This is a genomic window from Streptomyces sp. WAC00040, assembly GCF_056835925.1.
Genome location: NZ_JAKQZE010000003.1, coordinates 729,389 through 742,891, shown reverse-complemented (window position 1 = coordinate 742,891; position 13,503 = coordinate 729,389). Strand labels below are relative to the sequence as shown.

The following is a 13,503-nucleotide window of genomic DNA, read 5'->3' as shown; positions in this document are numbered from 1 at the left end:
CGCTCACGCGTCGTAGACGTCCGCCTTGCCGGGCGTCGGGTCCTGGACGAAGCCGCTGACGACGGTGGCGCGGTTGCCGAACTTCGAGGTGTCGACGCCGTTGTCCTCGAGGACCTTCAGCGCGGCCGCGTGCGCCACGCGCAGCACCGGTGCGGCGGCGCGCATCGCGTCGTCGGCCATGAACCGGTGGCGCCATGGCTTCTCCGCCCAGGCGTGCCGCAGGCCGAAGGGCTCGGGCAGTACCAGTTGGCCGCCGAGGAAGTCGAGCAGCGGCGGGTACCAGGTGAAGGGGGCCCGCACGGCGAGGCGGACGACCTCCTTGGCGTCCACGAGGGGCAGCACCCGGTCCACGGTCTCCCAGAACCGGACGGTCTTGCTGACGGTGACCGTCTTGGGCTCCGGCTTCGTGGTGAACAGGGAGTGCACGGGGCCGAGCGCGTGGCCGGTGACCTCGACACGCAGCGTCTCGTGGAGCACGGTGACGGTGATCAGCATGGTGATGACCAGCTGGCCGTCCCAGAGGGTGAACTGCACGCCCAGGTAGTGGCGGTTGCCGCTGCCGAACTGCTGGTGGTTGCAGATGCGCTGTATCTCGTGGCCCTTGATCTGGAAGGTCTCGACCTCCTGGCCCTCCGGCCGGGCGACGGCGGCGGCGTTCTCGCCGACGGGGGAGACGATCCAGTGCTTGACCGAGGGGGGCGGGAAGCCGCCGGAGTTCAGCGGGCCGCGTTCCAGGAGCTTGAGCTTGTCGTGGATGGCCCGTATGACGTCCCAGCTGCGGAACTGGTTGATCTCCTTGGCCGGGTCGTGGGAGACGAGCTCCTCCGCCATCTGCCAGCTGCCCCAGCGGGTCCCCATGCCGAGTATGCCCTTGGGGCCGGCGTAGAAGACGACATTGGACTGCTGCTCGGCGGTGAGCTTCTCCAGTCCCTGGCGGAGCTGTTCGCGGGCCGCGTCGCCCGGATTCCCCGGAACCGCCTCCGGCACCTTGGCGCCGATGCCGCCGCCGGAGAGGAGGGCGTCCCAGCGGGCGCGCATGTCCTTGGCGGACGACTCGCAGATGCGTTTGGCGAGGAACCAGCCGAGGACCGGTGCGACGAGCATCGCGCGGATGTAGTACGCCCAGAAGCCGCCGAAGGGAAGCCGGACGAGGAAGATCACGGCGAGGATGCCGATCGCCGCCAGCAGCAGGCTGCCGAGGGCGCCGGCGCGCTTGTTCTGTGAGCCGGCGAGGGTACGGCGCAGCTGGAAGACGCCCAGCCACAGGAGAAGGCCGGGCAGGAAGAGCAGTCCGCACACGGCCATCACGGCGGTGAGTCTGCCGTCGCGTTCGCGGCGCAGGCGGTTGGCGGCCAGGCAGTGTTCGACGACGGACTGGGGTTCGGTGCCGAAGGACTGGATGAGGGCCTTGCGGGCGCCGCCGAGCATCCGGACCTGGACGGCCCGGGAGAAGGCTTCTCCGAGGTTGGGTTCGAAGAGCGAGATCTTTCCCGGTTTCACCTCGGACTTGTGCCACTCGCTGTTGGCTTTGAGGATCTCCTTGAGCTCTGTGTCCCGGTAGGCGGCCGATGCGAGGGCGTGCGTCGCCGCGGTCTGTCCGGCCGCCCCCATGAGCGGGACCTGCGCCCCGGGCGTGAAATCGAATACGTCGTTGGCCACTACCGCCCCCATCGCCGCGTGCTTCCGCACTGCGGCCTGTTCCCAACTACCGTGCCCCGCACACCTTCTGAGCTGGGCAGCCCAGTCGGTGCGGTCAGCCTATCGAGGCTGCGGCCCTCGGATAAGGGCGCGTTCGGCCGTCCGCCCGCCCGGCGGCCGAGGCCGGCCTCCGGGCGGGCGGCGGGGTGAAGAGGCGGGCCGTCAGGCGCCGTTCGTCTGTTCGCGCACCTTGTCGGCGACCTGCTGGGGCATCGGTTCGTGCCGGGCGTAGCGGCGGCTGAACCGGCCGGTGCCGTGGGAGATGGAGCGGAGGTCCACGGCGTATCTGCCGATCTCCAGTTCCGGCACCTCCGCGCGAACGAGGGTGCGGGAGCCGGGCGTCTGCTCCGTGCCGATGACTCTGCCGCGGCGGCCGGACAGGTCGCTCATGACCGGTCCGACGTATTCGTCGGAGACGAGGACCTGTAGTTCGGCGACCGGTTCGAGCAGGTTGATACGGGTGTCCGCGGCGGCCTCGCGCAGGGCGAGGGCTCCGGCCGTCTGGAAGGCGGCGTCGGAGGAGTCGACGGAGTGCGCCTTGCCGTCGCGCAGGGTGATCCGCACGTCGACCAGGGGGTAGCCGGCGGCGACACCGCGGGCGGCCTGGGCGCGTACACCCTTCTCGACGGAGGGGATGAACTGGCGCGGTACCGCGCCGCCGACGACCTTGTCGACGAACTCGATCCCGGAGCCCGGGGGCAGCGGATCGACATCGATCTCGCAGATCGCGTACTGGCCGTGTCCGCCCGACTGCTTGACGTGGCGGCCCCGGCCCGCGGAGCTGTCGCTGAACGTCTCCCGGAGCGACACCTTGTACGGCACGGTGTCGACCTGCACGCCGTACCGATTGCGGAGCCGTTCCAGGGCGACATCGGCGTGCGCCTCGCCGAGGCACCACAGGACGACCTGGTGGGTGTCCTGGTTCTGCTCGAGCCGCATCGTCGGATCCTCCGCGACCAGGCGGGACAGCCCCTGGGAGAGCTTGTCCTCGTCCGCCTTGCTGTGGGCCTGGATGGCCAGCGGGAGCAGCGGGTCGGGCATGGCCCACGGCTCCATCAGGAGCGGCCGGTCCTTGGCGGAGAGCGTGTCGCCGGTCTCCGCCCGGGACAGTTTCGCGACGCAGGCCATGTCGCCGGCGATGGCGTGGGGGAGGGGCCGCTGCTGTTTGCCGAAGGGGGCGGACAGGGCGCCGACGCGTTCGTCGACGTCGTGGTCCTCGTGGCCCCGGTCGGCGAGCCCGTGCCCCGACACGTGGACCGTGTCGTCGGGCCGCAGCGTGCCGGAGAAGACGCGGACCAGCGATATCCGGCCCACGTAGGGGTCGGACGCCGTCTTGACGACCTCGGCCACGAGCGGGCCGTTCGGATCGCAGGTGATCCGCGGGCCCGGTGCGCCGTCGGGGGTGGTGACCACCGGCGGTTCGGACTCGAGGGGTGTGGGGAAGCCGGCGGTGATCAGATCGAGCAGTTCGACGGTGCCGAGGCCCTGCTTGGCGCCGTTCCCTGCGGGCGCGGCGGCGAGGACGGGATGGAAGGTGCCGCGCGCGACGGCCTTCTCCAGGTCGTCGATGAGCGTCTTGAGGTCGATCTCCTCCCCGCCGAGATAGCGGTCCATGAGGGTCTCGTCCTCGCTCTCGGCGATGATCCCTTCGATCAGGCGGCCGCGGGCCTCCTCGATCAACGGCGTCTGCTCGGCGTCCGGCGGGTTCTCCTTCCGCTCGCCGGACGAGTAGTCGAAGATCTTCTGGGTGAGCAGGCCGACCAGGCCGGTGACGGGCGCGTGCCCGTCCGCGTGCTGTGGTCCGTACTGCGGCAGGTACAGCGGCAGCACGGCGTCCGGGTCGTCGCCGCCGAAGATGCCGGCGCAGACGGCGGTGAGCTCGTCGAAGCCGGTGCGCGCGGTCTCCAGGTGTGTCACGACGATCGCGCGTGGCATGCCGACCGCGGCGCACTCCTCCCAGACCATGCGGGTCGCGCCGGCCACGGCCTCCGCCTCCTGTGCGGCGGAGACGACGAACAGGGCCGCGTCCGCGGCCCGCAGGCCGGCCCGCAGCTCGCCGACGAAGTCGGCGTATCCGGGGGTGTCCAGCAGGTTGATCTTGCACCCGCCCCATTCGAGGGGAACGAGCGAGAGCTGTACGGAGCGTTGCTGGCGGTGCTCGATCTCGTCGTGGTCGGAGACGGTCGTGCCGTCCTCGACCCGGCCGGCCCGGTTGACCGCTCCCGCGGTCTGCGCCAGCGCCTCCACGAGGGTCGTCTTGCCTGATCCGCTGTGGCCGACCAGCACCACATTCCGTACGGATGCGGGGCGGTCGGCCGTTACTGCTCTGCCGGCGGCCCCGGGGTGGTGTGCATGCGCCTTGTCGCCCATGATCTTGCCTCCCGATCGATTCACGGCTCGATTGCACGGCGAGGGAAGGAAGCCGCGGGCGGCGGGGGAGCCATGAAGGCGTCCCGAAGGGCGTCCGGGGCAGCTCCGGCGTTGCCCGCGGTGGTCTTTCGAGCTTTCCACTCCCGTCACTGTGCGTCCATACGTCGGACGCCGCCTCCCGGGACGGGTGCGCGGCGCTGCGCCCGTACGGTCCTGGCTACGATGGGCCAGCCGGTGGCCGTAGGGGCCACGCGGCCCACCGAACCCTCGGGAAGGCCATGCTGAACAAGTACGCGCGTGCATTCTTCACGCGTGTCCTCACACCGTTCGCCGCGTTTCTGCTCCGCCGCCGGGTCAGCCCCGACGCGGTGACTCTCATCGGCACGGCCGGAGTGATGGCGGGAGCACTGGTCTTCTTCCCCCGCGGAGAATTCTTCTGGGGCACGATCGTCATCACGCTGTTCGTCTTCTCCGACCTGGTCGACGGCAACATGGCGCGCCAGGCGGGGATTTCGAGCCGGTGGGGCGCCTTCCTCGACTCGACGCTGGACCGGGTCGCCGACGGTGCGATCTTCGGCGGCTTCGCGCTCTGGTACGCCGGCGGCGGCGACGACAACGTGCTGTGCGCGGTGGCCATCTTCTGCCTGGCCAGCGGCCAGGTCGTCTCGTACACCAAGGCACGCGGAGAGTCGATCGGCCTCCCGGTGGCCGTCAACGGGCTCGTGGAGCGGGCGGAGCGGCTCGTGATCTCGCTGGTCGCGGCGGGCCTCGCGGGCCTGCACGGCTTCGGCGTCCCCGGTGTCGACATCCTGCTGCCGATCGCGCTGTGGATCGTCGCCGTGGGCAGTCTCGTGACGCTCGGTCAGCGTGTCGTCACCGTACGGCGCGAGTCGGCGGAGGCCGACGCCGCGGCGGCACAGGGAAGCGGGGCGGAGGCGTCATGATGCGGGACAAGCTGACGGACGCCCTCTACGGGCTCGGCTGGAGTGCCGTCAAGAAGATGCCGGAGCCGATGGCCGCACGCCTCGGCCGCACCATCGCGGACACCGCCTGGAAGCGGCGCGGCAAGGGCGTGCTGCGGCTCGAGGCCAACCTCGCCAGGGTCGTACCCGACGCCTCCCCCGAGCGGCTCATGGAGCTGTCCAAGGCCGGCATGCGCTCCTACATGCGCTACTGGATGGAATCGTTCCGTCTGCCGGTCTGGAGCAAGGAACGCGTCGCACGCAGCGTCGAGATCCAGGACCTGCACCACCTGACCGACGGCCTCGCCTCCGGACGGGGCGTGATCCTCGCCCTGCCGCACCTGGCCAACTGGGACCTCGCCGGGGTATGGGTGACCAGGGCCCTCGGGGTGCCCTTCACCACCGTCGCCGAACGGCTTCGGCCCGAGTCGCTGTACGACCGGTTCGTCGCGTACCGCGAGAGCCTCGGCATGGAGGTCCTTCCCCACTCGGGTGGCGCGGCCTTCGGCACCCTCGCGCGCCGGCTGCGCGCCGGCGGCCTCGTCTGCCTCGTCGCCGACCGCGATCTGTCGGCATCCGGGGTCGAGGTCAAGTACTTCGGTGAGCCGGCACGCATGCCGGCCGGACCGGCGCTGCTCGCGCAGCAGACCGGGGCCCTGCTGCTGCCCGTGACCCTCTGGTACGGCGAGGAGCCCTTCATGCACGGGCGGGTCCACGCTCCCGTCGACGTACCGGAGACAGGTACGCGCGCCGAGAAGACGTCCTCCATGACACAGGCGCTGGCCGATGCCTACGCCACCGGCATTGCCGAACACCCGGAGGACTGGCACATGTTGCAAAGGCTGTGGCTCGCGGACCTCGAGGAGCGCCGGGCGTGAAGATCGGCATCGTCTGCCCGTACTCGTGGGACGTACCCGGCGGTGTGCAGTTCCACATCCGCGACCTCGCCGAGCATCTGATCCGGCTCGGCCACGACGTGTCCGTGCTCGCCCCCGCCGACGACGAGACCCCGCTGCCGCCGTACGTCGTCTCGGCCGGACGGGCCGTGCCCGTCCCGTACAACGGCTCCGTGGCACGGCTGAACTTCGGCTTCCTCTCCGCGGCCCGGGTACGGCGCTGGCTGCACGACGGCACCTTCGACGTGATCCACATCCACGAGCCCGCGTCACCCTCGCTGGGGCTGCTCTCGTGCTGGGCGGCCCAAGGCCCCATCGTGGCCACGTTCCACACCTCGAATCCGCGCTCCCGCGCCATGATCGCCGCGTATCCGATCCTCCAGCCGGCGCTGGAGAAGATCAGCGCGCGCATCGCCGTCAGCGAGTACGCGCGGCGGACGCTCGTCGAGCACCTCGGCGGCGACGCCGTCGTCATCCCCAACGGCGTCGACGTGGGCTTCTTCGAGAAGGCCGAGCCGAAGAAGGAATGGCAGGGGAACACGATCGGCTTCATCGGCCGCATCGACGAACCCCGCAAGGGGCTGCCGGTCCTGATGAAGGCCCTCCCGACGATCCTGGAACAGTGCCCCGGCACACGGCTGTTGGTCGCCGGACGCGGAGACGAGGAAGAGGCCGTCGCGACCCTGCCGGCCGCCATGCGCTCCCAGGTCGAGTTCCTCGGCATGGTCAGCGACGAGGACAAGGCGCGGCTGCTGCGCAGCGTCGACGTGTACGTGGCGCCCAACACCGGCGGCGAGAGCTTCGGGATCATCCTCGTCGAGGCCATGTCGGCGGGCGCGCCGGTGCTCGCAGCCGACCTCGACGCGTTCGCCCAGGTACTCGACCAGGGCGCCGCCGGCCGGCTCTTCGCCAACGAGGACGCGGACGCGCTGGCGGCCGCCGCGGTCGCGCTGCTGCGCGACCCCGAGGGGCGGGCGGAACTCCGGGCGCGGGGCAGCGCGCACGTGCGGAGGTTCGACTGGTCGACGGTCGGCGCGGACATCCTCGCGGTGTACGAGACCGTGACGGACGGGGCGGCATCGGTGGCGGCGGACGAACGCACGGGGCTACGGGCACGCTTCGGGCTGGCGGCACGCGACTGATCGCTCCGCGGGCTGCGCGCAGAGATCCCGGGTGTATCCCGGTACCGGTTCGTGTCGCCCCTGCGGGGGTGGCTTCCGGCCGTGTGGGTGTCGTGCCCGTGCGGGGCGTTGCCCGGTAGCCGTCGCGCCCCTGCGGGGCGGATCCGGGCAGGGGCCGGTGGTGAGCGTGGTGGTCCCGGTACAGCGGGCCGTGCGGCTGCGTTGGGCCCTTGCGTGGTGTGGCCCGGGTGCGTGTGTCGCCCTCCGCAGGGCGTGGCCCGGCCCCCGTTGCGTTGCGCCGGGTGCGGGGCGGGGCTGCGCCGGTGGGTGGGGAGCTTCGGAGGGGCGGAATGGCTGTCCTCGGCGCGCTTCGCGCGAGTTGTGACGCTTCGCTTCCGGACACCTCCATCCTCGACCCGCCCCCTCCCGCGCGCCGCCCGGACCGGCCGGTGGTTGTCGGGTCGTGCGGGCGCACTCTCGGCCGGGGACGGTGGGTGTCGTTGGTGCCAGGCGTGCCGGTCGGACGTCTTGCGGCGCGAAGCTGCCGTCCTGGAGGGCGTCAGCCCCACCGAAACTTCCTCCCTCCCGGACGGGGCAGGGGGCGGCACCCCGTGGGGCTCGGGGCTTGCCGCGGTTTCGGAAAGTGGGGTGGGGGAAAGAACCCCGCCCAGCGGCAAGGGCCGGGGCCACGACCGGGCCGCGCAAGGGCAGTACGGGACGCGGGGGCGCCGGCCGGCACCATTCCTTCCCGGGAGGGGGCGGGGACGGCAGCCCCCATGGGTCCTGGGCCTGCCCCGGTTTTGGGAAGGGGCAGGGCTTTGGAAACGCTCCGCGCAGCGGTATGGGGGCGGGTCGCGCAGGGGTGGTGAGGGGCGTTCGACCCGCACATTCCGTCCGCCGGCGGGGAGGGGTGCGGGCGTCGGCCCGCACGGGGCCCGGGGCCTGCCCCGGTTCGGGAAGGGGCGGGGGAGGGGGCCGCAGCGGGAAGCGTCGCGCGGGCGCCCACCGAGGGCCCGGTAGCCTTGCCGCCCGTGAGCACCCTGATCTGGATCGTCGTGGCCCTCGTCGCCATCGGCATGTACCTCAGCTGGACCGCCGGGCGGCTCGATCGGCTGCACACGCGGATCGACGCCGCCCGTGCAGCGCTCGACGCCCAACTTCTGCGGCGGGCCTCCGTCGCGCAGGAGCTCGCGACCTCCGGCGTGCTCGATCCCGCCGCGTCGATCGTGCTGTACGAGGCCGCCCACGAGGCCCGTCAGGCCGAGGAGGAGCAACGTGAGGTCGCCGAGAGCGAGTTGAGTGCAGCGCTGCGGGCCGTGTTCGGCGCGCAGGAGCAGGTCGAGGCGGTGCGTCAGGTGCCTGGCGGCGAGGAGACCGCCGGGGAGCTCGCGCAGGCGGTGCGCCGGGTGCCGATGGCGCGTCGTTTTCACAACGACTCCGTGCGTGCGGCGCGCGCCCTGCGACGGCACCGGACGGTCCGGTGGTTCCGGCTGGCGGGCCATGCCCCGTTCCCGCTGGCCTTCGAAATGGATGACGAACCGCCCGCAGCACTGGCGGACCGGCCCACCTGACCGGCGAAAACGATCCACCGGCTTTCCATTGGCCCTTGCAGTGGCCTGGTCGGTGGATGTTCCATCGGTGACGCATCGCAACGTCGTCATCGAGTGAGGTCCCCGTGTCCACCAGCCCCCTCCCGCAGACCGCTGACTCTTCGGCGATCGGCACCTCTCGCGTCAAGCGCGGCATGGCCGAGCAGCTCAAGGGCGGCGTGATCATGGACGTGGTCAACGCCGAGCAGGCGAAGATCGCCGAGGACGCCGGCGCCGTCGCCGTCATGGCCCTGGAGCGCGTGCCCGCCGACATCCGCAAGGACGGCGGCGTGGCCAGGATGTCCGACCCGAACATGATCGAGGAGATCATCGACGCGGTCTCCATCCCGGTGATGGCCAAGTCCCGTATCGGCCACTTCGTCGAGGCCCAGGTCCTGCAGTCGCTCGGCGTCGACTACATCGACGAGTCCGAGGTGCTGACCCCGGCCGACGAGGTCAACCACAGCGACAAGTGGGCGTTCACCACGCCGTTCGTGTGCGGCGCCACCAACCTCGGTGAGGCCCTGCGCCGCATCGCGGAGGGGGCGGCCATGATCCGCTCCAAGGGCGAGGCCGGCACCGGCAACGTCGTCGAGGCCGTCCGCCACCTGCGCCAGATCAAGAACGAGATCGCCAAGCTGCGCGGCTTCGACAACAACGAGCTGTACGCCGCCGCCAAGGAGCTCCGCGCCCCGTACGAGCTGGTCAAGGAGGTCTCCGAGCTCGGCAAGCTGCCGGTCGTGCTGTTCTCCGCCGGCGGTGTGGCCACCCCCGCGGACGCCGCGCTGATGCGCCAGCTCGGTGCCGAGGGCGTCTTCGTCGGCTCGGGCATCTTCAAGTCGGGCGACCCGGCGAAGCGCGCCGCCGCCATCGTGAAGGCCACGACCTTCTACGACGACCCGAAGATCATCGCCGACGCGTCCCGCAACCTGGGCGAGGCCATGGTCGGCATCAACTGCGACACCCTGCCCGAGGCCGAGCGCTACGCCAACCGGGGCTGGTGATGACGACTCCCGTGATCGGTGTCCTGGCGCTCCAGGGCGACGTACGGGAGCACCTGATCGCCCTGGCCGCGGCCGACGCCGTGGCCAGGCCGGTCCGGCGCCCCGAGGAACTGGCGGAGATCGACGCCCTGGTGATCCCGGGCGGCGAGTCCACCACCATCTCCAAGCTGGCCGTGCTGTTCGGTCTGATGGAGCCGCTGCGCGAGCGGCTGCGTGCGGGCATGCCCGTGTACGGCACCTGCGCCGGTCTGATCATGCTCGCGGACAAGATCCTCGACCCGCGCTCGGGTCAGGAGACGTTCGGCGGCATCGACATGATCGTCCGCCGTAACGCCTTCGGGCGGCAGAACGAGTCCTTCGAGGCGGCTGTCGCGATCAAGGGTGTGGAGGGCGACCCGGTCGAGGGCGTCTTCATCCGCGCCCCGTGGGTCGAGTCGGTCGGCGCGGAGGTCGAGGTGCTGGCGGAGCACGACGGGCACATCGTCGCCGTACGCCAGGGCAACGCGCTGGCGACGTCCTTCCACCCCGAACTGACGGGCGACCACCGGGTACACGCGCTTTTCGTGGACATGGTGCGCGATAGGGCCTGACGGGATCCCGGTAGGATCTCTGGGGTTCGTTCAGTAAAGGGTTACGCGAAGGAGACAGGCAGATGTCCGGCCACTCTAAATGGGCTACGACGAAGCACAAGAAGGCCGTGATCGATGCCAAGCGCGGCAAGCTCTTCGCGAAGCTGATCAAGAACATCGAGGTGGCGGCCCGTACCGGCGGCGCCGACATCGACGGCAACCCGACGCTCTTCGACGCCATTCAGAAGGCCAAGAAGAGCTCCGTGCCCAACAAGAACATCGACTCCGCGGTCAAGCGCGGCGGCGGTCTCGAGGCCGGCGGCGTCGACTACGAGACGATCATGTACGAGGGTTACGGTCCGAACGGTGTCGCGGTGCTCATCGAGTGCCTCACCGACAACCGCAACCGTGCCGCCTCCGACGTCCGTGTCGCCATGACCCGCAACGGCGGTTCCATGGCCGACCCCGGTTCGGTGTCCTACCTCTTCAACCGCAAGGGCGTCGTGATCGTCCCCAAGGGCGAGCTGACCGAGGACGACGTCCTCGGAGCGGTTCTCGACGCCGGCGCGGAGGAGGTCAACGACCTCGGTGAGTCGTTCGAGGTGCTCAGCGAGGCCACCGACCTGGTCGCGGTCCGCACCGCCCTCCAGGAGAACGGCATCGACTACGACTCGGCCGAGGCCAACTTCGTCCCGACCATGCAGGTCGAGCTGGACGAAGAGGGCGCGCGCAAGATCTTCAAGCTCATCGACGCGCTCGAGGACAGCGACGACGTGCAGAACGTCTTCGCCAACTTCGACGTCTCCGACGACGTCATGGAGAAGGTCGACGCCTGACGCACAGTCATACGGCACCCACGGACGGGCCGACGGGACACGCTCCCGTCGGCCCGTCCGTGCTCTGTCGGTGGCAGCCGATAGCCTGCACAAACAGATGAACGATGGGGAGGGGCGCGTGCGCGTACTGGGCGTGGACCCGGGGCTGACCCGGTGCGGCGTGGGCGTGGTCGAGGGCGTCGCGGGCCGTCCGCTGACTATGCGCGGAGTGGGAGTCGTGCGGACCCCGCCGGACGCCGAGCTGGGCGCCCGGCTCGTCGCCATCGAGCAGGGCATCGAGCAGTGGCTCGACGAGCACCGGCCCGAATTCGTGGCCGTGGAGCGGGTGTTCAGCCAGCACAATGTGCGCACGGTGATGGGCACCGCCCAGGCCAGCGCCGTCGCCATGCTGTGCGCGTCACGGCGCGGCATCCCCGTGGCCCTCCACACGCCCAGCGAGGTCAAGGCCGCCGTCACCGGCAGCGGCCGGGCCGACAAGGCGCAGGTCGGCGCGATGGTGACCCGGTTGCTGCGGCTCGACGCACCGCCCAGGCCGGCCGACGCCGCGGACGCCCTCGCCCTCGCCATCTGCCACATCTGGCGCGCCCCCGCACAGAACCGCCTCCAGCAAGCCGTCGCCGCGCACCGCACGACGTACGCATCGAAAGGACGTACCGCATGATCGCCTTCGTGAGCGGCCCCGTCGCCGCGCTCGCACCGACCACCGCGGTGATCGAGGTCGGCGGCATCGGCATGGCCGTCCAGTGCACCCCGAACACCCTCTCCGAGCTGCGGGTCGGTCAGGACGCGAAGCTCGCCACCTCGCTCGTCGTCCGTGAGGACTCGCTCACGCTGTACGGCTTCGCCGACGACGACGAGCGTCAGGTGTTCGAGCTGCTGCAGACGGCGAGTGGCGTCGGACCGAGGCTGGCGCAGGCCATGCTCGCCGTGCACAGCCCCGACGCGCTGCGGATCGCCGTCGCCACCGGCGACGAGAAGGCGCTCACCGCGGTGCCGGGTATCGGCAAGAAGGGCGCGCAGAAGCTGCTGCTCGAGCTGAAGGACCGGCTGGGCGAGCCGCTCGGTTCCGGCCCCGCCGTCGGCGCCCCGGTCAGCCACTCGTGGCGCGACCAGTTGCACGCCGCCCTGATCGGCCTCGGCTATGCCACCAGGGAGGCGGACGAGGCGGTCGCCGCGGTGGCGCCGCAGGCGGAGGCGATGGGGGCGGCCCCGGAGGTGGGCCCGCTGCTGCGGGCTGCGCTCCAGTCGCTGAGCCGGGCGCGGTGAGCTCTCCGAGAGGGGCCGCTTCCCCTGACCGCACCACCCACCACCGAGAAGGCAGACACACGTGAACTGGGAAGACGAGACCACCACCGCCGCGGACGCCCGGCTGGTCACGCCCTCCGCCGACACCGAGGACAGTGCCGTCGAGGCGGCCCTTCGGCCGAAGACGCTCGACGAGTTCGTCGGCCAGGAACGCGTCCGCCAGCAGCTGGACCTCGTCCTGCGGGCCGCCCGGCAGCGCGGCGCCACAGCGGACCATGTGCTTCTCTCCGGCGCGCCCGGCCTCGGCAAGACCACCCTGTCGATGATCATCGCGTCCGAGATGAACGCGCCGATCCGCATCACCTCCGGCCCCGCCATCCAGCACGCGGGCGACCTGGCGGCCATCCTCTCCTCCCTCCAGGAGGGTGAGGTCCTCTTCCTCGACGAGATCCACCGGATGTCCCGGCCCGCCGAGGAGATGCTGTACATGGCGATGGAGGACTTCCGGGTCGACGTCATCGTCGGCAAGGGCCCCGGCGCCACCGCCATCCCCCTGGAGCTGCCGTCGTTCACCCTGGTCGGAGCCACCACCAGGGCCGGTCTGCTGCCGCCGCCGCTCCGGGACAGGTTCGGCTTCACCGGGCACATGGAGTTCTACGAGCCGGTCGAGCTCGAGCGCGTCATCCACCGGTCCGCGCAGCTCCTCGACGTGGAGATCGACCCCGACGGCGCCGCGGAGATCGCCGGCCGTTCACGCGGCACGCCCCGTATCGCCAATCGCCTGCTGCGCCGTGTGCGCGACTACGCGCAGGTCGAGGCCGACGGCCGGGTCGACCGCGAGGTGGCCGCCGCGGCGCTGCAGGTGTACGAGGTCGACACCCGCGGTCTGGACCGCCTCGACCGGGCCGTGCTGCAGGCTCTGCTCAAGCTGTTCGGCGGAGGGCCCGTCGGCCTGTCGACGCTGGCAGTGGCCGTGGGGGAGGAGCGGGAGACCGTCGAGGAGGTCGCAGAACCGTTCCTCGTCAGGGAGGGACTGCTGGCCCGTACTCCCCGTGGCCGAGTGGCCACGCCCGCCGCGTGGACACACCTCGGGCTGACCCCGCCCCAGCAGGCGCATGGCGCAAGCGGACAACAGGGTCTGTTCGGGACGTGACGGCGAGGAGACTCGCACGTCCAGGAACCACGGTGGGATGCTGGGCGTTGTTCCATCGAT

General features: G+C 71.1%; 12 protein-coding genes. 10 read left to right on the top strand and 2 right to left on the bottom strand.

Translation table 11 applies throughout. The annotated features are described in order from the left end of the window. Positions 1–3: 3 nt before the first annotated feature. Both MDN94_RS28790 and MDN94_RS28785 read right to left on the bottom strand, forming a co-directional pair. Positions 4–1,659: a hypothetical protein gene (locus tag MDN94_RS28790; protein ID WP_482728792.1), complete on the bottom strand. Its 1,656-nt coding sequence runs from the start codon at positions 1,657–1,659 to the stop codon at positions 4–6. Positions 1,660–1,860: 201 nt separating this feature from the next. Then, positions 1,861–4,068 carry an elongation factor G-like protein EF-G2 gene (locus tag MDN94_RS28785; protein WP_482729108.1) on the bottom strand — a complete coding sequence of 736 codons (2,208 nt, stop codon included), beginning with the start codon at positions 4,066–4,068 and terminating at the stop codon, positions 1,861–1,863. Between the two features lie 278 nt (positions 4,069–4,346). Here MDN94_RS28785 and pgsA point away from each other — a divergent pair, with 278 nt between their 5' ends. The 10 genes from pgsA to ruvB all read left to right on the top strand — a co-directional run bounded on the left by pgsA (position 4,347) and on the right by ruvB (position 13,443). Beyond that, complete coding sequence (gene pgsA, locus MDN94_RS28780; RefSeq protein ID WP_482728791.1) at positions 4,347–5,012, top strand: phosphatidylinositol phosphate synthase; 666 nt, start codon at positions 4,347–4,349, stop codon at positions 5,010–5,012. Beyond that, the gene (locus MDN94_RS28775) at positions 5,012–5,908 is read left to right on the top strand and encodes a phosphatidylinositol mannoside acyltransferase (protein WP_482729107.1); all 897 of its coding nucleotides are present in this window, start codon (positions 5,012–5,014) and stop codon (positions 5,906–5,908) included. Before pgsA ends, MDN94_RS28775 begins: the two co-directional genes overlap by 1 nt. Further along, positions 5,905–7,068, top strand: coding sequence for a glycosyltransferase family 4 protein (locus MDN94_RS28770; RefSeq protein ID WP_482728790.1), 1,164 nt, complete (start codon positions 5,905–5,907; stop codon positions 7,066–7,068). The genes MDN94_RS28775 and MDN94_RS28770 overlap by 4 nt, the downstream gene beginning before the upstream one ends. 1,055 nt (positions 7,069–8,123) lie before the next feature. Then, positions 8,124–8,618, top strand: coding sequence for a hypothetical protein (locus MDN94_RS28765; RefSeq protein WP_482729106.1), 495 nt, complete (start codon positions 8,124–8,126; stop codon positions 8,616–8,618). Between the two features lie 104 nt (positions 8,619–8,722). Continuing rightward, positions 8,723–9,640 carry a pyridoxal 5'-phosphate synthase lyase subunit PdxS gene (gene pdxS / locus MDN94_RS28760; RefSeq protein ID WP_189473589.1) on the top strand — a complete coding sequence of 306 codons (918 nt, stop codon included), beginning with the start codon at positions 8,723–8,725 and terminating at the stop codon, positions 9,638–9,640. After that, positions 9,640–10,230 carry a pyridoxal 5'-phosphate synthase glutaminase subunit PdxT gene (pdxT, locus tag MDN94_RS28755; RefSeq protein WP_453465404.1) on the top strand — a complete coding sequence of 197 codons (591 nt, stop codon included), beginning with the start codon at positions 9,640–9,642 and terminating at the stop codon, positions 10,228–10,230. Before pdxS ends, pdxT begins: the two co-directional genes overlap by 1 nt. Before the next feature lie 62 nt (positions 10,231–10,292). Next, positions 10,293–11,045: a YebC/PmpR family DNA-binding transcriptional regulator gene (locus tag MDN94_RS28750; RefSeq protein WP_482728789.1), complete on the top strand. Its 753-nt coding sequence runs from the start codon at positions 10,293–10,295 to the stop codon at positions 11,043–11,045. Positions 11,046–11,163: 118 nt separating this feature from the next. After that, positions 11,164–11,706 (top strand): crossover junction endodeoxyribonuclease RuvC, encoded by a 543-nt coding sequence (gene ruvC, locus MDN94_RS28745; RefSeq protein WP_441265307.1) that lies wholly within the window; start codon positions 11,164–11,166, stop codon positions 11,704–11,706. Further along, positions 11,703–12,311: a Holliday junction branch migration protein RuvA gene (ruvA, locus tag MDN94_RS28740; protein WP_482728788.1), complete on the top strand. Its 609-nt coding sequence runs from the start codon at positions 11,703–11,705 to the stop codon at positions 12,309–12,311. Before ruvC ends, ruvA begins: the two co-directional genes overlap by 4 nt. Before the next feature lie 61 nt (positions 12,312–12,372). Then, positions 12,373–13,443: a Holliday junction branch migration DNA helicase RuvB gene (ruvB, locus tag MDN94_RS28735; protein WP_482728787.1), complete on the top strand. Its 1,071-nt coding sequence runs from the start codon at positions 12,373–12,375 to the stop codon at positions 13,441–13,443. The last annotated feature ends 60 nt before the right edge of the window (positions 13,444–13,503 follow it).